This window comes from Delftia sp. WSY_12 (assembly GCF_043104645.1).
GTDB lineage: Bacteria > Pseudomonadota > Gammaproteobacteria > Burkholderiales > Burkholderiaceae_C > Comamonas > Comamonas tsuruhatensis.
Genome location: NZ_JBICKW010000049.1, coordinates 1 through 24,217, shown reverse-complemented (window position 1 = coordinate 24,217; position 24,217 = coordinate 1). Strand labels below are relative to the sequence as shown.

The following is a 24,217-nucleotide window of genomic DNA, read 5'->3' as shown; positions in this document are numbered from 1 at the left end:
CCCGACGCAGGCGCTGGCATACGGGGAGCTGGTGCGGGCCTTTGCTGCGCTCGGCCGGGTTCAGGGGGCTGTGCTGCTTTTGACGTGGTGGGAGCAGCCCACGGCGACGACTTCGCCGCTGGTTTCGCTGGCCAGCATGTCGGCGCTGTTGCGGATGGTGCGCAGGGCGCTGGCGAGCACGTCCAGGCGGTTGCTGGTTTCGGGCGTTTCCAGCCACAGCAGGGCCATGCGGGAGAGCGCCGAGATCTCGGCACAGCCTTGCTGGACCAGGCGGTCCACCTCGGTCACGACCTGGGTGAAATGCTCGGCGCTTGGTGGGGGTCTGGGTGTCATGGCTCGGCTCTCCCTGCAAGGTTGAGAGAGGCCGTGGAAAGGCAAACGTTGCGCATGCTTCCGTGCTCCTAGTCGAGGCTTGAGACCACCGGGTTGCGTTTTCAAGCGCAGGCAGGTGGGCGGGATGTTGAAAACACGAGACTAGTCGTGCGGGCAGCCTTGCGGTGAGCCCCATCCCGCCCGAAATCGCACAGACGTGGGCAAGCGCCCACGAATACAGGATTCAGACGTGACAAAGCCTCGCTGACGGGGAGGCTGCACCGCTAGTCTTGGAAAAGGTGTTTTCAAGCACCGGCCCCTTAACAGGGGGCTGGTGCGGATTGTGGCATAGCGACTGGAGTTGCTCCAGCGGGGCTGGCATGACCTGGCAGGTCATGGACTCGGGGGGCAGTGGCGGCGGAGCATCGGTGGGGCCGGCTTGCGAGGTGCATGCCCGGCGATCCACAAGGAGTGCTGATGCCGATGTTTTCCCATGTCCGTTTCCTGCCCCGCACCCTGTGGGCCGACGCCATCTGCTGCGCCGCCGCGGGTGCGGTGCAACTGGCCTTTGCGCAGCCGCTGGCCGTTGTCACGGGGTTGCCGCAGGCGCTGCTGCTGGGCACGGGGTGCTTCTTGCTGGCCTGGGCCTGCGTGGCTGGCTGGGGCGCGTGCCGCATGCCGCGCAGCAGGGGGCTGGTGGCCATTGCCGTGTTCGGCAACTTCGGCTGGGCCCTGGCCTGCGGGGTTGTGCTGTACAGCGGCGTGCTGGAGCCTGCGCCCGCAGGCTGGGCATGGGTGCTGGGCCAGGCGGCCATCGGCGTGGCGCTGGGCGATCTGCAGTGCGCGGGGTTGTGGCGCAGCAGGGCTTCGCTGGCCGGTTCGATGACAGCCCTGTGAAAGCCTGCCGCTTTTTCCGCGCGGACAGCGTTGTCCGCGTGTGACTATCGCCAATGGACCACAGCATCCGCGGGCACTTCTGGGCACAATGGAAATCAGAGTCTTGGTACATGCCCAGCAGCCCGGAAAAAGGCGGCGCGCATGTGCCTTCCCAGAGTTTCATCCAGGAGTCTCACGATGCGCCACGAATATGAAAACACCCTCAAGACCTTTGCTGCGGCGGGGGGCAAGAAGGGCAAGTTCTTCTCCCTGCCTGAGCTGGCAAGGCAATATCCACAGGTCCGGCGATTGCCCGTGTCGCTGCGCATCGTGCTGGAGTCCGTGCTGCGCAACTGCGATGGCAACAAGGTGACGCGCGAGCATGTGGAGCAGCTGGCGAACTGGAAGCCCCAGGCCGAGCGCGTGGACGAGATCCCCTTCGTGGTATCGCGCGTGGTGCTGCAGGATTTCACGGGCGTGCCGCTGCTGGCCGACCTGGCCGCCATGCGCAGCACGGCCGCCAGGCTGGGCAAGAAGCCCAAGTCCATCGAGCCGCTGGTGCCCGTGGACCTGGTGGTGGACCACTCCATCATGGTGGACTACTTCGGCACCAAGAAGGCGCTGGACCTGAACATGAAGCTGGAGTTCCAGCGCAACAAGGAGCGCTACCAGTTCATGAAGTGGGGCATGCAGGCCTTCGACACCTTCGGCGTGGTGCCGCCGGGCTTCGGCATCGTCCACCAGGTGAACCTGGAGTACCTGGCGCGCGGCGTGCACAAGACCAAGGACGGCGTGCATTACCCCGACACCCTGGTGGGCACGGACAGCCACACGACCATGATCAACGGCATCGGCGTGGTGGGCTGGGGCGTGGGCGGCATCGAGGCCGAGGCCGCCATGCTGGGCCAGCCCGTGTACTTCCTCACGCCCGATGTGGTGGGCTTCGAGCTGTCGGGCCAGCTGCGCGAGGGCGTGACGGCCACCGACCTGGTGCTGTCGGTGACCGAGATCCTGCGCCGCGAGAAGGTGGTGGGCAAGTTCGTGGAGTTCTTCGGCGAAGGCACGCGCACCCTGGCGCTGCCCGACCGCGCCACCATCGGCAACATGGCGCCCGAGTACGGCGCCACCATGGGCTTTTTCCCCGTCGATGAAAAGACCATCGACTACTTCAAGGGCACGGGCCGCAGCAAGGCCGAGATCGAGGCCTTCGAGGGCTATTTCCGCGCACAGGAACTGTTCGGCGTGCCGGCCGCCGGCGAGATCGACTACTCGCATGTGGTGCGCCTGGACCTGGGTACGGTGGCGCCCAGCCTGGCCGGACCCAAGCGCCCGCAGGACCGCATTGAGCTGGGCAATGTGTCGTCCAAGTTCGATGAGCTGTTCAGTGCCCCTGCGGCGCACAACGGGTTCAACCAGCCGATCGAACGGCTGGGCCGGAGCTTTCCCGTAGGCGGTGGCGGCGAGGGCGAGGTGGCTCCCGAGACGCCGGCACATCCGCCCGGCGCGCAGCGCTCGCTGGCCGAGATGGAGGCCAACAAGCCCAAGCTGGAGGCCGCTCACAGCGAGGCGCCGGTCGATGCCCCCACGCCGCCCAAGCGCCTGAGCATCGCCAACGGCGACGTGCTGATTGCCGCCATCACCAGCTGCACCAACACCTCCAACCCCAGCGTGATGCTGGCCGCCGGCCTGCTGGCCAAGAAGGCGGTGAAGGCCGGGCTCACGGTGCAGCCGCACATCAAGACCTCTCTGGCGCCGGGCTCGCGCGTGGTGACCGAGTATTTGACCGAAGCCGGCCTGCTGCCCTACCTGGAAAAGCTGGGCTTTGCGCTGGCCGGCTACGGCTGCACCACCTGCATCGGCAACGCGGGCGACCTCACGCCGGAGCTCAACGAGGCCATCACCAGCAACGACCTGGTCTGCGCGGCCGTGCTGTCGGGCAACCGCAACTTCGAGGCGCGCATCCACCCCAACATTAAGGCCAACTTCCTGGCCAGCCCGCCCCTGGTCGTGGCCTATGCCATTGCCGGCACGGTGCGCCGCGACCTGATGACCGAGCCCGTGGGCCAGGGCAAGAACGGCCGTGACATCTACCTGGGAGACATCTGGCCGACCAGCGAAGAGATCCACGCGCTGATGAAGTACGCCATGAACGGCAAGGCCTTCCGCGAGAACTACGAGAAGGTGCGCTCCGAGCCCGGCAAGCTCTGGGAAAAGATCCACGGCGTGACGGGCGCCACCTATACCTGGCCCGAGAGCACCTACATTGCCGAGCCGCCGTTCTTCGATGATTTCCGGCTCCAGCTGGACGCGCCTGCTGCCGGTGCTGCCGGTGCTGCCGGCGCCGAAGGCTCCAACCCCTACGTGGTGCACGGCGCGCGCGTGATGGCGCTGTTCGGCGACTCCATCACCACCGACCACATCTCGCCGGCCGGCTCCATCAAGGAAAGCTCGCCCGCAGGCCAGTGGCTGCTGGCCCACGGCGTGCAAAAGGCCGACTTCAACAGCTACGGCTCGCGGCGCGGCAACCATGAGGTGATGATGCGCGGCACCTTTGCCAACGTGCGCATCAAGAACCTGATGATTCCCGCGCAGCCCGATGGCTCGCGCGAGGAGGGCGGCCTGACGCTGTACCGCGACGGCACGGGACAGGTCACCAAGATGCCCATCTACGACGCGGCCATGAAGTACCAGGCCGAGGGCCGTGCCACCGTGATCTTCGCGGGCGAGGAATACGGCACGGGATCGAGCCGCGACTGGGCCGCCAAGGGCACGCAGCTGCTGGGCATCAAGGCCGTGGTGGCGCGCAGCTTCGAGCGCATCCACCGCTCCAACCTGGTGGGCATGGGCGTGCTGCCGCTGCAGTTCCTGGGCACGGACAGCTGGCAGACCCTGGGCCTGACGGGCGAGGAGTTCGTGGAAGTGATTCCCGCCGCCGACCTGGCACCGCAAAGCGAGGCCCAGCTGGTGATCACGCGTGGCGATGGCAGCAAGCAGACCGTGGTGGTCAAGCTGCGCATCGACACGCCCATCGAGGTGGACTATTACAAGCACGGCGGCATCCTGCCGTACGTTCTCAGGCAGCTCCTTGAATGAAGTTGGAAACCCCCTGAGCCGCTGTGCGGCTTCCCCCTGCAAGGGGGACGACACCCTGGCGGCGGGGCGGCCCTTGCTCGGTGTCCCTCGCTTCTGGGTCACGCCGGTTTTGGACAGAGTGAATTGAGCAAAGGTGTGGCGTTTAGGGCTGCTGTCCCAGCCTGCCCACGCTGTCGCGCAGATGGGCCAGCAGCGATTCGACCAGGGGCTGCACATGGCCCGGATGCCACATGGCCTGCATCTGCGACTGCGGGTGCCGGCCCTGGATGGGCACGAAGGCCAGCCCCGGGAAGCCCACGCGCTGCAGGCAGGCCGGCACCAGGGACACGCCCTGACGCAGCGAAACCAGGGACAGCACGGACAGCCAGTGCCTCACCTCATGGTGCAGGTCGGGCGTGAAGCCTTCGCTCTGGCAGATCTGCCATATCTGCTGGTGGTAGTCGGGCGAGACCTGGCGCGAGAACAGCACCATGCGTTCGCCCGCCAGCTGGCGCACCTGCAGCTTGCGCAGTCCGGCCAGCGCGTGGCTGTCCGGCAGGCAGGCCATGAAGGGCTCGCTCACCAGGGTGTGTGATTGCAGGCCTGGCGCGGGGCGCGTGGCGTGCAGCAGGCCCAGGTCCAGGCGTTCCTGCTGCAGGCCGGCGATCTGCTCTGCGCTGTTGAGCTCCAGCATGTCGATGCGCACCAGCGGGTGCCGGGCGCGAAAGCTCTCCAGCGCCTCGGGCAGCCCGCGGTAGATGGCCGAACCCACAAAGCCCAGCCGGATGCGGCCCTGCACGCCGTCGGCGATGGCGCGCATGTCCTGGCGCACGCGCTGGGCCTGCTCCATGATGTCCTGGGCCTGCACGCGCAGGTGCTTGCCGGCGGCCGTGAGCCGCACCTCCTTGCTGGTGCGCTCGAACAGCTGGGCGCCCAACTCCTCCTCCAGCTGGCGGATGGCCACGCTCAGCGGCGGCTGGGAGATGGACAGGCGCTGGGCTGCGCGGCTGAAGTGCAGCTCCTCGGCCAGCACCAGAAAGTACCTCAGTTGTCTCAGCTCCATGGCGTTCTATCCGGTTTGACTATTGATCAATACGTTATCGATATTTGACTCGAATAGGACTGTTTCCAAGAATGGGGGCATCCCCAAGACCCGGAGCCCATGCGCCCGGGCCAGGTTCCCGCACAGGAGACAGACCATGAACCCCGAACCGCAGGCGCTGGCCGCCATGCAGTCTTCCCCCGCCCAGGCTTTCCAGGCCGTGCCCGACCGCCACGGCAGCAACCTGTACACCACCGATTCGCAGTTGCAGCCCCTGCTGGCGCTGTACCTGCCGCCCGAGGTGAACGATCATCTGCAGCCCCATCTGGAGCGCATGGGCGCGCTGGCCGGCCGCGAGATCGATGAATGGGCGCTGACCGCCGACCGCAATCCGCCCGAGCTGGAGCACCGCGACCGCACGGGGCGCGATGCGCAGCGCATCGTCAAGCACCCGGCCTATGTGGAGATGGAGCGCATTGCCTATGGCGAGTTCGGCCTGGCCGTCATGTCGCACCGCACGGGCGTGCTGGGCTGGGATGGCAAGCTGCCGCCGCTGGCCAAGTACGCGCTGACCTATCTGTTCGTGCAGGCCGAGTTCGGCCTGTGCTGCCCGCTGTCCATGACGGACTCGCTGGCGCGCACGCTGCGCAAGTACGGCGAGCCGGCCCTGGTCGAGAAGTACTGGCCGCGCATGACGCAGCTGCGTTTCGAGGACCAGGCCCAGGGCGCCATGTTCATGACCGAGCAGGCGGCCGGCTCCGACATCTCCAACACCCAGACGCTGGCCCGCCCGGCTGCCGACGGCAGCTGGCGCCTGTCGGGCGACAAGTGGTTCTGCTCCAACCCCGATGCCGACTTCGCCATGGTGCTGGCGCGCGTGGAGGGCGCGCCGGCGGGCATGAAGGGCATCTCGCTGTTCCTGCTGCCGCGCCGGCTGGACGATGGCTCGGCCAACCACTACCGCATCGTGCGCCTCAAGCACAAGCTGGGCACGCGCTCCATGGCCAGCGGCGAGATCGTGCTCGACGGCGCCGTCGCCTACCTGGTGGGCGAGCAGGGCCGGGGCTTCGTGCAGATGGCCGACATGGTCAACAACTCGCGCCTGTCCAATGGCGTGCGCTCGGCCGGGCTGATGCGCCGCGCCGTGGCCGAGGCCGAGTACGTGGCGCGTGAGCGCCGCGCCTTCGGCAAGGCCCTGCAGGACATGCCGCTGATGCAGCGCCAGCTCGACAAGCTGCGCATCTACTCCGAGCAGGCCCGCACCATGGTGCTGCAGACGGCCCAGGCGCTGCAGCGTTCGGACGCAGGCGAAGACGGCGCCTACGCGCTGCTGCGCATCCTCACGCCCATGATCAAGTTCCGCGCCTGCCGCGACGCGCGCAAGGTCACGGGCGACGCCATGGAAGTGCGCGGCGGATGCGGCTACATCGAGGAATGGAGCGATCCGCGCCTGGTGCGCGACTCCCACCTGGGATCGATCTGGGAGGGCACCAGCAACATCGTGGCGCTGGACGTGATCCGCGCCATCAAGCGCGAAGGCTCGCTGCCCGTGCTGCGCGACCACGCGGCCCAGCTGCTGGCCCAGACCGAGGCGGCCACGGAATTCAAGGCCGCGCTGTCGGCCAGCATGGACAAGGCTGCGGCCCTGGCCCTGCGCGCAGCGGAGGAGGGCGGTGACCGCCTGGCGCGCGCCGCCGCCTCGGGCCTGTACCACTGCTTCACGGCCACGGCCATGGCCTGGGAGGCCTCTTGCACACGCAGTGCCGAACGCATGCGCTGGGCCCAGCTGGTGCTGCTGCACCGCGTGCTGCCGCGCGACCCGCTGGCGGCAGGCGACCTGCCCGAAGGCTGGACACGCTGAGCCCATCGACCGCACCGACCCAGAACACACATCCCGTCCACAGGGATGACCGCACAAGTACCGGAGACAAACACCATGCCTTGCACTGACCCGAAGCCGTCCTTCCAGAAACGCCGATTCCTGTGCGCCTGTGCGCTCGCCGCCACCGCCGCGCTGCCGGCCGCCGCACTGGCCGAGCGTTTTCCCGAGCGGCCCATCAGCTTCGTCGTTCCCTTCCCGCCCGGCGGGCCCACGGACGCCATGGCACGCGTGCTGGCCACGGCGCTGACCGAGACGCTGGGCCAGAGCGTGATCGTGGAGAACAAGGCCGGTGCGGGCGGCAACATCGGCGCCGACTTCGTGGCCCGCGCCAGGCCCGACGGCTACACCATCATGTTCGGCACCTCGGGGCCGCTGGCCATCAACAAGCACCTGTACCGCAAGATCAACTACGACCCGCAGACCAGCTTCGCGCCCATCATCCGCGTGGGCCACCTGCCCAACGTGCTGGTGGTCAATCCGGCGACCAAGGCCACCACCGTGCAGGAGCTGATTGCGCAGGACAAGGCCAAGCCGGGCAGCCTGGACTATGCGTCCTCGGGCAATGGTGCCTCCTCGCACCTGGCTGGCGTGCTGTTCAACAAGATGGCCGGCACCTCGCTGCAGCACATCCCCTACAAGGGCACAGGCCCGGCGCTCAACGACCTGCTGGCGGGGCAGGTGAACATGACCTTCACCGACATCCTCACCGCCATGCCCTACATCAAGGCCGGCAAGTTCAAGGCCATTGGCGTGGCCACGGAAAAGCGCTCCCAGGCCATGCCCGACATCCCCACCATCGCCGAGCAGGGCCTGCCCGGCTACGACGTGAGCGTGTTCTTCGGCGTGGTGGCACCGGCCGGCACGCCGGCCGACCGCATCGAGACGCTGAACGCGGCCTTCCGCAAGGCCCTGGGCAGCGAGCGCATCCGCAAGACCTTTGCCGACCAGGGGCTGGAGCCGGCTTCCGATCTTTCGCCAGCGGGGCTGTCGACCTTCATCGCGCAGGAAGTGACCAAGTGGAAGGCCGTGGTCGATGCCTCCGGCGCCAAACTGGATTGAATAGATGGAGAACACCCCCTGAGCGGCTACGCCGCTTCCCCCTCTCTCGCACGCGGGATTGGGACGGCGCCTTCGCTGCGGGGCGGCCCTTGCTGGGCGCCCCAGTGGCTTGAAACACGCCAGTCTTGCACCTTGTGCCAATGAAGAAAGAAACTTTATGAGCAGAGCCAATGGTGCCCTCCAGGGCATCCGTGTCCTCGACCTCTCCCGCATTCTTGGTGGCCCGCTGTGCGGCCAGATCCTGGGCGACCACGGCGCCGACGTGCTCAAGGTGGAGCCGCCGCAGGGCGACGATACGCGCGCCTGGGGGCCGCCGTTCCAGGACGGTGTGTCCTCCTACTACCGGGGCCTGAACCGCAACAAGCGGCTGCAGTTCCTGGACCTGTCCCAGCCCGAAGGCCAGCAGGCCGTGCTGGCGCTGATGGAGCAGGCCGACGTGGTGGTGGAGAACTTCAAGATCGGCACCATGGAAAAGTGGGGCATAGGCTGGGAGCAGCTGCGCGAGCGCTTTCCGCGCCTCATCTGGTGCCGCGTCAGCGGCTTCGGCGCCGATGGCCCGCTGGGTGCCTGGCCCGGCTATGACGCGGCCATCCAGGCCATGACGGGGCTGATGAGCGTCAACGGCGAGGCCGGCGGCGATCCGCTGCGCGTGGGCCTGCCGGTGGTGGACATGGTCACGGGCATGAACGGCGTCATCGGCGTGCTGCTGGCGCTGCAGGAGCGCCAGCGCAGCGGCCTGGGCCAGCTGGTCGATGTCTCGCTGTACGACAGCGGCATCTCGCTGCTGCACCCGCATGCGGGCAACTGGTTCATGAGCGGCAGGACGCCAGGGCGCTCGGGCAACGCCCATCCCAACATCTATCCCTACGACAGCTTTGCCACGCGCACCACGCCGGTCTTCCTGGCCGTGGGCAACGACCGCCAGTTCCGCCTGCTGTGCGAGCACCTGGGATGCCCGCAACTGGTGGCCGACGAGCGCTTTGCCACGGCCGGCCAGCGCTCGCACCACCGCGATGCGCTCAAGCCGCTGCTGGAGCAGGCCCTGCAGTCCTGCGACGGCCCCGCCCTGGCCGATGCGCTGATGGCCATCGGCGTGCCCGCCGCGCCCGTGCTGGGCGTGGACGCGGCGCTCAACCACCCGCATACCCTGCACCGCGAGATGGTGGTGGAGATGGAGGGCGGCTACCGGGGCCTGGGCGCGCCCGTCAAGCTCAGCCGCACGCCGGCCAGCTACCGGCATGCGCCGCTGGCCGAGGGCGACCGCTTCGAGTGAGTTGCCTGGTGCGCTCAGGGCACGATGGGGCGCAGTTGCGCGTCAGCCATGCCCACCAGCAGCGCGCGACCGTCGGGCTCCACGCGGAACTCGCCGTAGCGGGCCTGCTCCCAGCGCTGGCCATCGCCTTCGCGGAAGTACCAGGCATCGGTCACCAGCGTCCACCGGCCGCCGCGCGGGGTGAGTTCAAAGCGCTGTTCGCCGGGCGCCAGCGGCTCGCTGGCCGTGCCGGTGCGCAGCCACTGCACCACGCCCTGCTCATCGAGCTTGCCGATGGCGTAGAGGCGTCCGCTGCGCAGGTTCTCTTTCTCCACGTCCCTGTCCTCGGAAGGCAGGCGGAAGTTCAGGCGCATGTAGTCGCCCTGCATCAGGGAGCGCGGGTCCACCGGCGCCAGTTCCACGAACACCTTGCGGCCCTGGGCGATGGTGCGTTCCTTCTGCGCAATGCCGATATTGGCCACCGCCAGCGTGCAGGCCGCCGTCAGCACCACCAGCCACGGCGCCCAGCGCTGCAGGGGCGCGGCGCCCGATGCGGCGGCGGTCTCCGCGCTGCCCGGCAGGACTGCGGCGCGCGGCCCTGCCCAGGCCAGCAGGCCCAGCAAGGCGCCGCAGCCGGCCAGCACCAGGGCCTTGGTGGCCAGTGGCCAGGCCAGCTGGTAGTAGAAGCTGCCCACGATCCAGGCCGCAGCCAGGGCGGCCGCTGCGGCCTGCCGCCAGCGGGCGCTGGTGCCGGTCACCGCCAGCGCCAGCAGGCAGGCGCCCAGCCAGGGCAGGAAGGCACTCAGCACGGCCAGCACCACGGCAGCCACGGCGGCGCGCGGCTGCCGCAGCGTGGGCCATGCGCGCTGGGCGAACCAGGCGGCTGCCAGGGCCAGCACGGCCGAGCCGGCCTGCGTCAGAACGCCCATGGAGATGTTCGGGGCGGCTTCCTGCGCCAGCTCGCCCGCCAGGCCGCCGCCCAGCACGCCGGCCACCATGAAGCTCCTGCCGGACAGAAAGGCCAGGCCAGCCAGCACCGCCAGCAGCCAGCCCGTGGCAAAGGGCTCCAGCGCCGCCGCCATGCGGGTCTGTGCCGCAGACTGCCCCAGCGCGCGCCACTGGGCTGCCAGCAGCAGCATCCAGAGCAGCAGCGCCGCATGCACGATGACCCAGGTCGGCAGGCCTGCGTACAGGGTGGATGGATCGTTGTCCGGCCAGAGCATGGTGCAAAACAGCAGCGCGCAGGCGGCGCCCAGCAGCACGCGCAGCCAGGGCCTTGGAATGGCGGCCGTGCAGGCCAGCGCAATGGCCAGGCCTATCGCGCCCGCAGCCTGCCCCGACAGGTCGCGCGCCAGGCCAAAGCCCAGCAGGCCGGCGCCGGTCAGCATGGCAGGCAGGGCCAGCTGCTCCAGGAAGACGGGCAGCTCCTCGGCGCGCAGCACGGCCACCGCTGCGGCCAGCATCATGGCGCCGATCACATAGGTGCCGGCGCCGCGCTCTATCCAGTCGGACAGGGCAAACGCAAACAGAATCAGCAAGGGAAGAAGGGCCAGCCAGGCGCCCAGCGCCGTGAGCAGCACCACCGCCCAATGGCGGTCGTTGGCGGCAGGGCGGCGGTCCTGCAAGGCGGCAGGCGGCAGGATGCCCTGGTCCACGGCCTGGCGCAGCAGGGTGTCGTGTTCGTGGCTCATTGAAGGCCTCCTTCCGCGTTGCGTGACATTCGAAGCACCAGGCTCACCGTGGCCGCCAGCAGGCACGCAGCGCCCAGGCCGACGAGCAGCAGCATGCCCGTGAAGTCCGCCCCCAGTTTCTCCAGCAGCAGGTAGACCAGGCCGCACACCAGCAGCACGTTCAGGCCCAGCGCCGCACCGCTGAGCAGGAAGATGTCGAAATGCCTGCGCAGGCCCGCCAGCGCCGCCGCGCCCGCCAGCAGCACCAGCCCCAGCGGGTACTGCGGCGCCACCGTGCTGTGGAACAGCCCGCTGACGGCTGTGGAGGTGATCATCGCCAGCGCCAGTGCGCCCGCGCCGCGCAAGGCCCACAGCCCCGCGCCCGTGAAGCGCCGCAGGGCCGGTGCCATGACCGCGGTGACGGCAAGGGCGGCGCCCAGGGCCACGGCATGCACGCCCAGGTCGCGCGACTCCACCTCCCAGAACTGCGGCGTATGGGCCTGCGCCCACAGCGCAATGCCCGTCATGGCAACCACCACCCAGGGCACCCAGACGCCATCGCTGCGCGCCGCCAGGGCCAGCGGCAGGGTCAGCGCTGCCCACAGCGCAAACAGCTGCCAGGGGTCTGCTCCCGTCTGGTAGGTCTGCCCGAAAAAGGCGAACAGCGCACCCGTGCCCAGCAGTGCCAGCACGGACAGCGGCACGCGCGCCGCCGCGCGCCATGCCGCGCCAAGACACATCACGAGCACGAAGCCCTGCAGCAGGGCAAAGCGCTGCATGCGGCCCATGCTCTCCCAATTGGCGGCAATCCACAGCACGATGCCCAGCCCGCCCAGCGCCGCGCCCAGCAAGGCCACCACGGGCCACAGGCGGGTTCTGAGGGCGGCCGGTTCATGCCCGAATCCCGCCAGTGCAAACAGCTGCACGGCGGCCTTGCGGTCCAGGCCATGCTGGCGGACAAGCTCATGCAATAAGGGGCGCAGGTTCATGGTGTGGATGTTCCTTGGCTTGAAGATGCGGATGCCCGACTTTGCCAGAACCTGTCCGGGATGGATTGCAACGCGGCAGCCCGGTGCCGGTGCAACCTGCTATCTTCCTCCCACTCTCCGGAACACTGCCGCCATGCATCCTGCGCCTGCCCCTTTTTGCCGACCTCGCATGTACCCTGCCAAGCCGCTGGCATGCCCTCTGAACGCAACGGCGTTGCTGGCGCCATGAAGCGCGGCGCCGACCTCGACGATTTCGACGACCCGGTCGAATGGACGCCGGTCACACGCCCTGCCGCCATCGCGCTGACGGCTTTCGGCGCCTGGATCATCTGGGGCCACTTCTTCAGCGAGGACCGCTGGCTGATGCTGCTGGACAACGCCAACCTCGCGCTGCACGAGGCCGGGCACCCGCTGGTGGCCCTGTTCTCGCAGCATCTCTCGGTCTACGGCGGCACGCTGTTCCAGTTGCTGTTCCCCGCCCTGTTCATGCGCCATTTCCGCAGGCAGGGCCAGCGCACGGGCTGGATCGCCTCGCTGATGTGGCTGGGCGAGAACCTGATGAACGTGGCCCGCTACATGAAGGACGCGCGCGCCCAGGTCCTGCCGCTGGTGGGCGGCGGCGACCATGACTGGACGGAGATCTTCAACCGCTGGGGCGTGCTCCAGGCCGATGTGCGCATCGGCACGCTGACGGCGCTGCTGGGGCTGTGCCTGGTGGCGTGGGGGTTGCGGCTGGCGGTGCCGCGCATCAGGAATCCGCAATCTCATCCGCAATGAGCTTGTGGGTGATGTGGAACATCCGACCCTCGAACCAGGACTTGATGTGCTCCAGTCGGGCGCGCAGTTCGGCCCGCACCGGATGGGTGAAGGCGCTGCGCATGGCCTGCTCGTCGTCGTAGGCGGACTCGAAGGTCATGTGCAGCAGGGGGCCATCGTCCTCCACGCACAGCGCCCTCAATACGCGCACCGAGCGCACGCCAGGAAAACTTTTCATCAGCGGGACCACTTCCTCTGCAACGAAGCGGTCCAGCCGGTCTATGTCCTGCGGCTTCACGCTGCCCTGCAGGCAGGCAGTTCTGACAATCATGGCAACCGCGTTGTTGCGTGCATCGCAGTCTCAGGCACCGAGGCCGCCCAGCGATTTGCCGCCGTCCACGAACAGCGTCTGGCCGGTGACAAAGCTGGTGGACGGTGAGGCGAAGAAGGCGATGGCATTGGCGATCTCGGCGGGATCGGCCGGGCGGCCCGCGGGCTCCAGGGCGCTGGCTGCCGCATGCTGCTCGGGCGTGAGGGCGCGCGTCATGCCCGTGTCCGTGAAGCCGGGGGCGACGGAATTGACGGAAATGCGCTGGTGGCGCAGGTCGATGGCCATGGCCCGGGTCAGGCCCACGACACCGGCTTTCGATGCCACATAGTGGGCGAACTGGCCCGTGCCCAGCGCCGCACGCGAGGACACGGTGATGATGCGCCCGCCCGGCTGCATGCGCCGGGAGGCCTCCTGGCAGCAGATGAATGTGCCCAGCAGATTGACGTCGAGCACCTGGCGGAAGTCCTCGTCGCTGATGTCGTCAAAGGCGCGCATGGGACCTATGCCGGCCGCGCAGACCAGGACGTTGATGCGGCCTTCGGCATCCAGCGCCGCGGCGACGGCTGGGCGGTCGCGCACATCGGCCGCGCGGGCCGTGGCACGGTGGCCGCTGTGCACCAACTGGGCGGCAGCCTGCTCCAGGGCGTCGGGATCGCGGTCCACCAGCACGACGCTGAAGCCGTCTTCGGCCAGGCGCCGGGCTGTGGCCAGACCTATGCCCGAGGCCGCGCCCGTCACGAAGGCGGTTTCCCTGAGGCTGTCTGTGGATGGAGGATGGCTGGGCATGTGGTGTCTCCGTGAGAGGGATGTAGAAGCAAGGGCATCGGGCTCAGTGGGACAGGCAGGCGTAGGCGACCATCTCCACGCGCATGCCCGGCACCACCAGCGAGCGCACGGCCACACTGGAGCGGTTGGGGTAGGGGCTGGTGAAGAACTCGCGGTAGACGCGGTCAATGACCGCCATGTCGGCCTCGTCCACCATGTAGATCAGCACCTGGGCCACGTCGTCCATGCAGCCCCCTGCTGCGACGAGCGCCCGCTCCATGTTCTGCAGTGTCAGCCGCGCCTGCTGCTGCACGGGGCCGGTGTCGATGGAGCCGTCCGGGCGCACCGGTCCATGGGTGGTGAACAGCAGTCCCGCAGCCTTGACCGCCCAGGAAAAGGGCTGGCCCAGCGCGGGCAGTCCTGTCTCTATGGCCTGCTTCATGCGGCGGTCTCCTTGAGCAGCCGGGCCAGATGGCCGTACCAGGGCGCCTGGGGATCACGCAGGCAGGTGTGCGTGGAAAAGTGGTCCAGGCCGGGCTGCATGCACATGGAGTGGGGCGCGCTTGCCTGCGCAAGCAGGGCGCCCAGCTCCCGGTTGGAGCGCTGCACGCGCTCGCTGTCGTGCTCGCCCCAGCTCAGGTGCATGGCAGTCGTGCTGGCGGCGGCCCAATGCACGGGGCTGTGGGCCAGGTCGTCTTCACGCCGGTCCAGCACCATGGTGTAGACGCGTTCCTCCAGGCTCCCGGCTTCGGGGGCCGCATGGCGCAGGTCCATGATGCCGCTGATGGGCAGGCAGGCGCGTATGCCTGCGAGTCCTGTGCCCGCATGGCGCAGCGCCAGCAGCGCGGCCAGGTGGCCGCCGGCAGAATGGCCCGCCAGAAAGATGCGACCGGTATCCGCGCCCAGCCTGGCGCATTGGGTCATGGATGTGCGCAGTGCAGCCAGGCTGTCTGCGCAGGCGGCGGGCAGGCGGTGATCGGGTGCCAGCCGGTATCCGGGCGCCACCAGGACCATGCCCAGGCCGGTCACGGCCGGGGCCATGAAGGACACGTATTCCTTGTAGCCGTTGGTCCAGCCTCCGCCATGCCAGAACACCAGCACGGGGGCACCCTGCACATGCGGCGGCAGGAAGACGTCGTAGCGCTGACCGAGTTGCGTGCCGTAGGCCACGTCCCGCAGCGCGCGCACCTTCGCATGGACCAGGTCCTCCGCCGCCCAGGACAGGACCTGGTCTTCGTATTCCTGCGCCGATGCAAAGGGCAGGGTGGGCTGTTCGGGCAGCTGTAGCCCGGCGATTCGCTTGTGGTGACCCATGTCGGCTTCAGTCCGTGCGGATGTTGAATTCCTTGACCAGCCGTCCGTACTTCGCGTGGTCATTGGCGATCAGGCGCGCAAGGTCGGCCGGGCTGCCGCCTGCAGGCTCCACCGCGAGCGCGGCCAAGCGCTCGATCACGTCGGGCATCTTCAGTACCTCGTTGATCGCGGCGTTCAGCCGCTGCACCAGCTCCGGGGGCAGGCCCTTGGGACCCAGTACGGCCTGCCAGGCGCCGACCTCGGCGTCCTTGATGCCCTGCTCGGCCAGCGTGGGCACATTGGGCAGAAAGCTGGAGCGGCGGGAATCGGCCACCGCCACAGGCACCAGCTTGCCCGAGGGCAGGAACTGCGAAACCGGCCCCAGCGTGGAATACATCATCTGCACATGGCCGCCCACCATGTCGGCCACTGCCGGCACGCTGCCCCGGTAGGGGACCTGGGCGATCTTCACGCCCGTCGACTTGTTGAACAGCTCGCCCAGGATGTGCATGGGCGAGCCATTGCCGGGACTGGCATAGGAAGGGATGGCGCCCGAGCGGGCGCCGGCCACCAGCGCCTGCGCGCTGCGCACGCCCGAGGCCCCCGTGACCACCACGAACAGCGACTGGCGGCCGAGCTGCACGATGGGCGTCAGGTCCCGTGTCACGTCATAGCCCGACGCGCCGGCGGCCTGTATCACCAGCGGCGAGATGACCACGGTATTGGGTGCCACCAGCAGGGTGTAGCCATCGGGCTTGGCCTTGGCCACGAAGGAGGTGCCTATCATGCCGGCCGCGCCCGTCCGGTTCTCCACCACCACGGGCTGCTTGAGCATGCCGGTGAGCTTGTCGCCCAGCAGCCGCGCCAGTACGTCGCTGTCGCCGCCAGCGGGGTAGGCCACCATCAACGTGATCGGCTTGGCCGGATAGGCGCCGGCCGCATGGGCGTTGAGGCTGCCGCACAGGCCCCAGGCGGCGGCAAGGCAGGCGAGGCTTGCAAGCGTACGGCGGCGCAGGTTTGGCATTTTCATGGTGTGTGCCGGCGGTGTGGTCGGCAGGGGTTCCGGGATGGCATTAGAAAACATGGCGTACTCCGAAGTTGAGGCCGCGCGAGCCCAGTCCCTGCTCGGTGGCATTGCCCACGCGGTAAAAGCCGGTTTTGGAGGTCGGGGCCGCGCTGTTGTCGATGCGTGCGATCGAGGTATAGAGGCTGGTGCGCCTGGACAGCGCATGCGTATAGCCGATCGCCCACTGGCTGGCGTCCTCGTCGGAGGCGGTCCGGTCATTCTTGCGGATGTAGGAGGCCATGAACCTGCCCGCCCCATAGGGCACGGAGACGCCGATCAGCACATCGCGCGAATCCTTGTTGACCAGGCCGAAGACCGCCGAACCCTTGTTCACCACATAGTTGAAATGTGCCGTGGCAACGCCGAAGTCGTACTTGGCGCCGAGGAACGTGATCCGGCCTGGCGTGCCATTGGCGTCGTTGACGCTGTGGTGGCCCAGCTTCACGTAGACCTGCCCCGAGACATAGCCCACCGCGCCGCCGAACTGGCGCCTGGCACGGGCGTTGCCCGCCGTCTCGCCGAAGCCATGGACGAGGTCCAGCGTCAGCCCGCCCGCCGTCTGGTGGGCATAGCGGATGGTGTTGTCCATGCGGTTGTTGCCGCCGGCACCGCCTGCGCTGATGAGGTTGGCCGAATCGCCGGCCAGGCCGGTCACGAAGGGGTCGGTCTCGGTCTGGAGGAAGGCCACGGGCGTGTACTGCCGGCCCAGCATGACAGAGCCCAGCCCGCCCTTGATGCCGACCAGGGACTGGCGTCCGAAGCCCAGCCCGCCCTGGGCGATGCCGCCCGTGTCCGCCAGCAATCCCATCTCCAGCGTGTAGAAGGCCGACAGCCCGCCGCCCAGGTCTTCCTCTCCCCTGAAGCCCAGGCGCGAGCCCGAGGCGACGCCGCTGGTCAGCTTGCTGACGCTGGCACCGTTGGGGCCGCCGCTTTCGCGCACGAAGCCCATGTCGATCAGGCCATAGATGGTGGCGCTGGACTGGGCGATGGCAGGCGCGGCAGAGCACAGCGCCGTCGAGGCCAGTACGGCACAGTGGCCGACCCTGCGCGAACGCGGCGGCTTGCGCTGTTTCACGGGTGAGGCATGATGTGGGATGAGATAATTAGTCATCAGTTACATGAAAATTTGTGGATTTCATGAAATCTATTTGAATTGATGAAATCATCTTTGTGGATCAGGAAAAGCTCTCTTACGCCTATGCAAGAAACTGGAGTAGCGGAAGCAAAGAACGACGCCAGCTCGCGCACTGAGCGCGCCTACCAGCGTCTTCGCCTTGAAATCCTGCGCGGCGAGCTGGCTCCGGGCCAGCGCCTGCGCGCCGCCGATCTGGACGAGCGCTTCCAGCTCGGCCTGACACCCATACGCGAGGCGCTGGTGCGCCTGGACATGGAGGGGCTGGTGGCCGTTGAATCCAACCGGGGGGCCCGCGTGCGCGCCACCTCGGCAGAGGAGTTCGCCGACCTCATGGCGACACGGCGCCGCATAGAGCGCCTGTGCCTGTCCGAATCCATCCGCCTGGGCGATGCCCGCTGGGAAGCCGAGGCCCTGGCTTCGTTGCACATCCTGGCGCGCACCCCGCTGCCGGACTTCGGCAGCGGCACGGCCCTGACCTCCGAATGGGAGTCCCAGCACCGGCGCTTCCACACGGCCCTGGTCAGCGCCTGCGGCTCAGAGTGGCTGCTGCGGTTCTGGAGCCAGCTGGTCGATCATTCGGAGCGCTACCGCAAGATCCGCCTGCATGGCGCGCTGGTGGCCAGGGATGTGCAGGCCGAGCACCAGGCCTTGCTCGACGCCGCCCTGCGCCGCGACGCGGACACCGCCGTGGCGCTGATGCAAGTGCATCTGCAGGGCACGGAAGATGCCGTCAATGCCGCCATGGGCTGGCCGGCGCGGGCCATCTGATACGGTCGAATTCACCGCATCTGCTGCTACCCGCGGTGCAGGGCGCTGGGCATAGTCCAGGCAGTCCCCGGCAATTCATGACAAGCCCGCATCACGGGCGCACCGGCCGGGGCGAAGGCCCCGCATGTCAGAACGACCGAAACCGCTTCCCGATGAAACCGCCGCAGCCCCCCGGCCGCGGCCCGCGCAGCGCAAGGTGATTCCCATCGCCGACGCCAGCGCGGATTCCCCGCTGTTCGAGTCACGCCGCAAGATCCAGCCGCGCTCCATCTCGGGGCGCTTCGCCAACTGGCGCTGGGCCATGGTCTGGCTCACGCAGCTGTTCTTCTACGGCATACCCTGGCTGCAGATCCACGGCCGGCAGGCCCTGCTGTTCGACCTGGAGCAGCGGCGCTTCTACATCTTCGGCTGGCTGCTGTATCCGCAGGATTTCATCTACCTGGCCGTGCTGCTCATCGTCTCGGCGCTGGCGCTGTTCCTGTTCACCACGGTGGCGGGGAGGCTGTGGTGCGGATTTTCCTGCCCGCAGACGGTCTACACCGAGCTGTTCATGTGGGTGGAGCGCCGGCTGGAGGGCGACCGCAGCGCACGCCTGCGCCTGGATGCCAGCGGCTGGGGTCCGGAGAAGATCGCGCGGCGTGGCGGCAAGCATGCGCTGTGGCTGCTGATTGCGCTGTGGACGGGGCTGACCTTCGTGGGCTACTTCGTGCCCATCCGCAGCCTGCTGCCCGAGGTGCTGGCGCTGACCGGCGCATGGCAGATCTTCTGGGTGCTGTTCTATGCGCTGGCCACCTACGGCAACGCGGGCTTCCTGCGCGAGCAGGTCTGCAAGCACATGTGCCCCTATGCGCGCTTCCAGAGCGCCATGTTCGACAAGGACACCCTGGTCGTCACCTACGACGCCGCACGCGGCGAATCGCGCGGCCCGCGCCACAAGGGCGTGGACTACCGGGCCCAGGGCCTGGGCGACTGCATCGACTGCACGCTGTGCGTGCAGGTCTGCCCGGTGGGCATCGACATACGCGACGGCCTGCAGTACGAGTGCATCGGCTGCGGCCTGTGCATCGACGCCTGCAACAGCGTCATGGACCGCATGCACTACCCGCGCGGGCTGATCCGCCTGTCCACGCAGAACGGCGTGGCCCGGGGCTGGCGCCAGAGCGAGCTGGTGCGCCGCATCTTCCGCCCGCGCGTGCTCATCTACGGCACGGCGCTGGTGGCCATCTCCACGGCCATGGTGGCCAGCCTGGCGCTGCGCACGCCGCTGAAGGTGGACGTGGTGCGCGACCGGGGCACGCTGTCGCGCATCGTGGCCGGCGGCCAGATCGAGAACATCTACCGCGTGCAGATCGGCAATGCCACGGAGCAGGACCAGCGCTATGTGCTGTCGGCCTCGGGCATCGAAGGCCTGCGTGTGGCTTCGGAGACCGAGGTGGACGTGGGCGCGGCCCAGGACCGCTGGGTCGTGGTGCGGCTGCAGGCGCCCTATGGCGCGGCCGGCCCTGGCTCGCACGGCGTGGAGATCACGGCCACGGCGGTGGGTGACCCGGCGCTTTCCAAGCAGGCGCACAGCACGTTCCTGGTTCCGCGCTGAAGGGCCCGTTGGATGGATTGATTCACGAGTACAGCGCAGTTGTTGTGCACGATGCCTGGTCCGCTGCAGCGCGGGCTGGCATCGGTTTTGAGGCCCCGGAAGTTTGTTCCGGGGCCTTTTTTTATCGTGTCTTCCCGACAAGGCGGACAAGCGGGCTGGCAGTCAGGCCAAGGAGAAACGACAGGGGCTTGAATGAGGCAGGCACGAGGCAGCACTTCAAATTCGCAGGCTCTACCCTGTGGTGATATGTATGAAGGTGAAATACATACCCGTAACGGGTATAGTTAGGAGGCTGGCATGGCGCGCGTTCTCAAACGCAAGGACTTTTCCCGATGGCAGGCGAGCGAGAAACTGCCCGATACCGCGCTGTGCAAGGCGGTCAGGGAGATGGAAAGAGGGCTGATCGACGCGGACCTGGGGGGCTTTCTCTACAAGAAGCGGGTGGCGCGTCCAGGCGCGGGCAAGAGTGGGGGTTATCGAACGCTGTTGTCGGCACGAATCGGCAACCGATACATCTTCCTGCATGGTTTCACCAAGAACGACTAGGCGAACATCACACAGGAAGAACAGAGGGCTTTGAGGTTTGCAGGCAAGCTGTTTCTGGACCTGTCCACCCAGGCCTTGTCGGCGGCCTTGCAGTCAGGCGTTTTGTTGGAGGTGCATTGTGAGCAAGATCATTGAATCCCTGCGCGGCGATCTGGCTGCGCTGTACGAAGCGGGCGCCATCGACAAGGTGACGATGCGCGAGTTCGACGCGATCTGTCCTCCCCCGGTGCGGGAGTTCGAGGCGGCCGACATCAAACAGCTGCGCGAGACTTTGAAGTTCAGCCAACCGGTGTTCGCGCTGCATTTGCACACCACGGCTTCCACGGTGCGCAAATGGGAGCAGGGCGAAACCCGTCCCGCCGGACCGGCGCTCAAGCTGCTCAACGTCATCGCCGACAAAGGCCTTCAGGCCATCCTCTGAGCCGGGGCGACACAAGGGTGGTATGCGGGCGACTCCCGGGCGACACGATCTGGTGTAAATGCTCATAGGGAAATCCGCAGACCCCGCTATGGTGGGCGGCTGTTTTCCGTCCCGCGTATGAACAAGAAACCTGCCTCCCCCGACAACGTCTTTTCCGAATCCAGCGCCTCCGCATCGCTGGCCGCCCCCACCGGCACCACCGGCAGCAGCCCGGCAGCGCCCACGCCCACGTCCTTTCGCTCCGCCCTGATCCGCTCCGGCACCATCCGTGCCACCACGCGCAGCTTCCTGCATGCCCTGGGCCAGGACGACGAAGACATAGAGCGCCCGCACATCGGCGTGTTCCACACGGGCGGGGAGATGAGCCCCTGCAACCTCAACCTGCGCGACCAGGCCCAGCATGCCAAGACCGGCATCTATGCCGGGGGCGGTACGCCGCATGAATGCCCGGTGGTGTCGGTCAGCGACGGGCTGACCATGGCGCATTCGGGCATGCGGTTCTCGCTGGTCTCGCGCGAGCTGATCGCCGACAGCGTGGAGGCTTCGGTGCGCGGCCACCAGTGGGATGGCATCTTCGCCATCGGCGCCTGCGACAAGAACCTGCCGGGGCTGATGATGGGCATGGTGCGCTGCAATGTGCCCAGCGTCTTCGTGCATGGCGGCTCGGCCCTGCCGGGGCAGGCGCCCGGCGTGCACGGGCGCGACCTGAACGTGGTCGATACCTACGAGACCATCGGCCAGGTGCTGGCCGGCACCGCCACGGCGCAGGACCTGGAGGCCATGAGCCGCGCCTGCCTGCCCACGGCCGGCGCCTGCGCTGGCCAGTTCACGGCCAACACCATGGGCATGGTGAGCGAGGCGCTGGGCCTGGCGCCCATCGGCTCCAGCATGGTGCCCGCCGTGTTCAGCGAGCGCGCACCGCTGATGCGCCGCGCCGCGCGCCAGCTCATGCAGGCCGTGTGGGCCAGCGCCGAAGGCGGCGGCCCGCTGCCGCGCGACATCATCACGCGCCGGGCGCTGGAGAATGCCTGCGCCGTGGTCAGCGCCACGGGCGGATCGACCAATGCCGCCCTGCACCTGCCGGCCATCGCGCATGAGGCCGGCATCCGCTTCCACCTGGACGACGTGGCCGAGATCTTCGCGCGCACGCCGCTGATCGCCGACCTGCGCCCCGGCGGGCGCTTCCTGGCGCGCGACGTGTACTACATCGGCGGCGCCGGCGTGATCCTGCGCACGCTGATGGAGCAGGGCTTTGTCCACGGCGATGCTCTCACCTTCACGGGCCGCACCCTGGCCGAAGAACTGGCCGATGCCGCGCCGCCCGATGGCGAGGTGGTGCGCACGCCCGGCAACCCCATCACGCGCGACGGTGGCCTGACCGTGCTCAAGGGCAACCTCTGCCCCGATGGCGCGTTGCTGAAGACGGCCGGCCTCAAGACCCTGGTGCACCGGGGCCCCGCGCGCGTCTTCGAGTCCGAGGAACAGGCCCAGGCCGCCGTGCAGGCCATGCAGTACGCGGCCGGCGATGTCATCGTCATCCGCAACGAAGGCCCGCGCGGCAGCCCCGGCATGCGCGAGATGCTGGGCATCACGGCGCTGCTCTATGGCCAGGGCATGGGCGACAAGGTGGCCCTGCTGACCGATGGGCGCTTCTCTGGTGCCACGCGCGGCCTGTGCATCGGCTACGCAGGCCCCGAGGCCGCCGACAACGGCCCCATTGCCGCGCTGCGCGACGGCGACCTCATCGCCATCGACGCCCGCGCCGATGCGCGCAGCATCACGGTGGAAATCGGCGAGGCCGAACTGGCCGCACGTCTGGAACAATCAGCCGCCGCGCGCCGCCAGATGCCGCCGCTGGGCGGCGTGCTGGAAAAATACGCGCTCACCGTGCGCCCGGCCCACCAGGGAGCGGTCACGCATTCGGGCCAGGTGGTCTGGCTGCGCGACGACAGTTGAAGCCGCCGGGCTGGCACGCATTTCCCCCGCTGTTCCCCCACTGTTTTTTTCAGAGTTTCAATTTCAACCGGAGACATACGCATGAACATCGACCGCCGCCAATGGCTGGGCACCGCTGGAGCGGGTGCGCTGCTGGCCAGCCTGGGCCAGCAGGCCTGGGCGCAGGCCCAGGGCCCCATCGAGACCCTGAACATCATCACCGGCTTCGCGGCCGGAGGCACCTCGGACGCCATCTGCCGCCGCGTGGGCACCAAGCTGTCGGGCTATGCCAAGACCGCCGTGGTGGAGAACCGCACGGGCGCGGGCGGGCAGATCGCCATCAGCTACGTCAAGGGCCGGCCCGCAGACGGTGCCACCCTGCTGCAGACGCCCACGTCCATGCTGTCCATCTACCCGCACATCTACAAGAAGCTGCCCTATGACCCGGTGGCCGACCTGGCGCCAGTCACCGTGGGCTGCATCTTCGACTTCGGCTTTGCCGTCGGCCCCGCCGTGCCCGCCAGCGTGACCACGGTGCCCGAATTCTTCGCCTGGGCCAAGGCCAACCCCGCAGGCGCCAACTTCGGCTCGCCTGCGCCCGGCTCCACGCCGCACTTCATCGGCGCCCTGCTGGGCCAGCATGCCGGTGTGGACTTCAAGCACGCCGGCTACCGCGGCACCCAGCCGGCGCTGCTGGACATGCTGGGCGGCAACGTCTCCGCCGTCTGCGGCCCCGTGGGCGACATGCTGCAGCACCTGGCCGGCGGCAAGATGCGCATCCTGGGCGTCAGCGGCGCCAAGCGCAGCCGCTTCGCACCCCAGGTGCCCACGCTGGTGGAGCAGGGCTACAAGGACATGGCGCACAGCGAATGGTTCGCCTTCTTCGTGCCAGCCAAGACCCCCGCCGAGACCGTGCAGCGCCTGAACGGCCACATGCGCAAGGCCCTGGCCACGCCCGACGTGGTGGACAGTCTGGCCACCTTCGGCCTGGACGCCCAATCCTCCACCCCCGCCGAACTGGCCGCGCTGCTGCAGTCCGAACTCGCCAAATGGGGCCCCATCGTCAAGCGCGTGGGATTCACAGCAGAAGGCTAAAAAGAACAAAACGGGCCGAGCGAAGCGAAGGCCCGCTCCATGCCCACTCCCCACTCCCCGTATGTCAGCGCAGGTTGCCCGCAGCGAAGCGGAGGGTCGCGGACATTCGGGTTGTACGTGTCAAGGACATGGGTAACAACTCAGCTCACAGACATGGGTAACACTTCAAGCTCACATAGTCCTTCTGGGGTCCTCGCACATCCTCTTCGTTGAAGCAGCCCAGTCGCACCGGCCCCAGATACACATCCCACTGGCCAGCGGCCACTTCCTGCATCCCGATCCACTGCCCCGCCAGCAGGTAGCCGATGTAGACCCGCAGCGCTCGCCAGTAAATCAAGCCGTTGTGGCTGACCCGAAC

The 24,217-nt window shown here is 68.1% G+C and carries 21 protein-coding genes and 2 pseudogenes; 12 read left to right on the top strand and 11 right to left on the bottom strand.

Features of this window, described 5'->3' with window-relative positions; all coding sequences use genetic code 11:
* Positions 1 to 60: 60 nt before the first annotated feature.
* Positions 61 to 333 carry a hypothetical protein gene (locus ACF8LI_RS22845; protein WP_012204360.1) on the bottom strand — a complete coding sequence of 91 codons (273 nt, stop codon included), beginning with the start codon at positions 331 to 333 and terminating at the stop codon, positions 61 to 63.
* A gap of 456 nt (positions 334 to 789) precedes the next feature.
* Here ACF8LI_RS22845 and ACF8LI_RS22840 point away from each other — a divergent pair, with 456 nt between their 5' ends.
* Positions 790 to 1,209: a hypothetical protein gene (locus tag ACF8LI_RS22840; protein ID WP_392414338.1), complete on the top strand. Its 420-nt coding sequence runs from the start codon at positions 790 to 792 to the stop codon at positions 1,207 to 1,209.
* A 177-nt stretch (positions 1,210 to 1,386) separates the two neighbouring features.
* Positions 1,387 to 4,281, top strand: coding sequence for an aconitate hydratase (locus ACF8LI_RS22835; protein ID WP_392414337.1), 2,895 nt, complete (start codon positions 1,387 to 1,389; stop codon positions 4,279 to 4,281).
* Between the two features lie 142 nt (positions 4,282 to 4,423).
* Here ACF8LI_RS22835 and ACF8LI_RS22830 read toward each other — a convergent pair whose 3' ends face one another.
* Complete coding sequence (locus tag ACF8LI_RS22830; RefSeq protein WP_026062798.1) at positions 4,424 to 5,323, bottom strand: LysR family transcriptional regulator; 900 nt, start codon at positions 5,321 to 5,323, stop codon at positions 4,424 to 4,426.
* Positions 5,324 to 5,459: 136 nt separating this feature from the next.
* On the opposite strand from ACF8LI_RS22830, the gene ACF8LI_RS22825 reads away from it, so the two are divergent.
* From ACF8LI_RS22825 to ACF8LI_RS22815, 3 genes are all read left to right on the top strand, one after another.
* Positions 5,460 to 7,163, top strand: a complete 1,704-nt coding sequence (locus tag ACF8LI_RS22825; protein WP_392414336.1) for an acyl-CoA dehydrogenase family protein — start codon at positions 5,460 to 5,462, stop codon at positions 7,161 to 7,163.
* A gap of 75 nt (positions 7,164 to 7,238) precedes the next feature.
* Positions 7,239 to 8,243: a tripartite tricarboxylate transporter substrate binding protein gene (locus ACF8LI_RS22820; RefSeq protein WP_016450211.1), complete on the top strand. Its 1,005-nt coding sequence runs from the start codon at positions 7,239 to 7,241 to the stop codon at positions 8,241 to 8,243.
* Between the two features lie 157 nt (positions 8,244 to 8,400).
* Complete coding sequence (locus ACF8LI_RS22815) at positions 8,401 to 9,516, top strand: CaiB/BaiF CoA transferase family protein (protein WP_392414335.1); 1,116 nt, start codon at positions 8,401 to 8,403, stop codon at positions 9,514 to 9,516.
* Positions 9,517 to 9,530: 14 nt separating this feature from the next.
* Here ACF8LI_RS22815 and ACF8LI_RS22810 read toward each other — a convergent pair whose 3' ends face one another.
* Together ACF8LI_RS22810 and ACF8LI_RS22805 are read right to left on the bottom strand one after the other, a co-directional pair.
* A complete protein-coding gene (locus ACF8LI_RS22810; protein WP_074923108.1) occupies positions 9,531 to 11,186 on the bottom strand; it encodes a GDYXXLXY domain-containing protein in 1,656 nt (551 codons plus the stop codon).
* Positions 11,183 to 12,154: a DUF2157 domain-containing protein gene (locus tag ACF8LI_RS22805; protein WP_392414334.1), complete on the bottom strand. Its 972-nt coding sequence runs from the start codon at positions 12,152 to 12,154 to the stop codon at positions 11,183 to 11,185. Before ACF8LI_RS22805 ends, ACF8LI_RS22810 begins: the two co-directional genes overlap by 4 nt.
* Positions 12,155 to 12,346: 192 nt before the next feature.
* Here ACF8LI_RS22805 and ACF8LI_RS22800 point away from each other — a divergent pair, with 192 nt between their 5' ends.
* Positions 12,347 to 12,931, top strand: a complete 585-nt coding sequence (locus tag ACF8LI_RS22800) for a hypothetical protein (protein ID WP_392414333.1) — start codon at positions 12,347 to 12,349, stop codon at positions 12,929 to 12,931.
* Here ACF8LI_RS22800 and ACF8LI_RS22795 read toward each other — a convergent pair.
* From ACF8LI_RS22795 to ACF8LI_RS22770, 6 genes are read right to left on the bottom strand one after another with little or no spacing between them, the layout of a single operon-like run.
* On the bottom strand, positions 12,903 to 13,241 hold the full coding sequence (locus ACF8LI_RS22795; RefSeq protein ID WP_392414332.1) for an antibiotic biosynthesis monooxygenase family protein: 339 nt from the start codon (positions 13,239 to 13,241) through the stop codon (positions 12,903 to 12,905). The two genes, ACF8LI_RS22800 and ACF8LI_RS22795, sit on opposite strands and share 29 nt — an antisense overlap.
* Before the next feature lie 30 nt (positions 13,242 to 13,271).
* The gene (locus ACF8LI_RS22790) at positions 13,272 to 14,027 is read right to left on the bottom strand and encodes an SDR family NAD(P)-dependent oxidoreductase (RefSeq protein WP_392414331.1); all 756 of its coding nucleotides are present in this window, start codon (positions 14,025 to 14,027) and stop codon (positions 13,272 to 13,274) included.
* A 43-nt stretch (positions 14,028 to 14,070) separates the two neighbouring features.
* Positions 14,071 to 14,448: a RidA family protein gene (locus ACF8LI_RS22785; RefSeq protein ID WP_392414330.1), complete on the bottom strand. Its 378-nt coding sequence runs from the start codon at positions 14,446 to 14,448 to the stop codon at positions 14,071 to 14,073.
* The gene (locus ACF8LI_RS22780) at positions 14,445 to 15,320 is read right to left on the bottom strand and encodes an alpha/beta hydrolase (protein WP_392414329.1); all 876 of its coding nucleotides are present in this window, start codon (positions 15,318 to 15,320) and stop codon (positions 14,445 to 14,447) included. Before ACF8LI_RS22780 ends, ACF8LI_RS22785 begins: the two co-directional genes overlap by 4 nt.
* Positions 15,321 to 15,327: 7 nt before the next feature.
* Positions 15,328 to 16,323 (bottom strand): Bug family tripartite tricarboxylate transporter substrate binding protein, encoded by a 996-nt coding sequence (locus tag ACF8LI_RS22775; RefSeq protein WP_392414339.1) that lies wholly within the window; start codon positions 16,321 to 16,323, stop codon positions 15,328 to 15,330.
* Positions 16,324 to 16,372: 49 nt separating this feature from the next.
* Positions 16,373 to 17,440, bottom strand: coding sequence for a porin (locus ACF8LI_RS22770; RefSeq protein ID WP_392414328.1), 1,068 nt, complete (start codon positions 17,438 to 17,440; stop codon positions 16,373 to 16,375).
* A gap of 123 nt (positions 17,441 to 17,563) precedes the next feature.
* On the opposite strand from ACF8LI_RS22770, the gene ACF8LI_RS22765 reads away from it, so the two are divergent.
* The 6 genes and pseudogenes from ACF8LI_RS22765 (at position 17,564) to ACF8LI_RS22740 (ending at position 23,859) form a co-directional block, all read left to right on the top strand.
* Positions 17,564 to 18,268 carry a GntR family transcriptional regulator gene (locus ACF8LI_RS22765; protein WP_392414327.1) on the top strand — a complete coding sequence of 235 codons (705 nt, stop codon included), beginning with the start codon at positions 17,564 to 17,566 and terminating at the stop codon, positions 18,266 to 18,268.
* A 124-nt stretch (positions 18,269 to 18,392) separates the two neighbouring features.
* Positions 18,393 to 19,862 carry a cytochrome c oxidase accessory protein CcoG gene (ccoG, locus tag ACF8LI_RS22760; protein ID WP_267178480.1) on the top strand — a complete coding sequence of 490 codons (1,470 nt, stop codon included), beginning with the start codon at positions 18,393 to 18,395 and terminating at the stop codon, positions 19,860 to 19,862.
* Between the two features lie 297 nt (positions 19,863 to 20,159).
* Positions 20,160 to 20,543 (top strand): annotated as a pseudogene (locus ACF8LI_RS22755) (type II toxin-antitoxin system RelE/ParE family toxin).
* Complete coding sequence (locus ACF8LI_RS22750; protein ID WP_016450218.1) at positions 20,527 to 20,829, top strand: DNA-binding transcriptional regulator; 303 nt, start codon at positions 20,527 to 20,529, stop codon at positions 20,827 to 20,829. Before ACF8LI_RS22755 ends, ACF8LI_RS22750 begins: the two are co-directional and overlap by 17 nt.
* A 117-nt stretch (positions 20,830 to 20,946) precedes the next feature.
* Positions 20,947 to 22,785: a dihydroxy-acid dehydratase gene (gene ilvD / locus ACF8LI_RS22745; RefSeq protein WP_392414326.1), complete on the top strand. Its 1,839-nt coding sequence runs from the start codon at positions 20,947 to 20,949 to the stop codon at positions 22,783 to 22,785.
* 81 nt (positions 22,786 to 22,866) lie between these two features.
* Positions 22,867 to 23,859 carry a Bug family tripartite tricarboxylate transporter substrate binding protein gene (locus tag ACF8LI_RS22740; RefSeq protein ID WP_012204371.1) on the top strand — a complete coding sequence of 331 codons (993 nt, stop codon included), beginning with the start codon at positions 22,867 to 22,869 and terminating at the stop codon, positions 23,857 to 23,859.
* A gap of 145 nt (positions 23,860 to 24,004) precedes the next feature.
* Here the strand turns inward: ACF8LI_RS22740 and ACF8LI_RS22735 are convergent.
* Positions 24,005 to 24,217, bottom strand: a pseudogene (locus ACF8LI_RS22735) (IS481 family transposase); the annotation flags it as partial.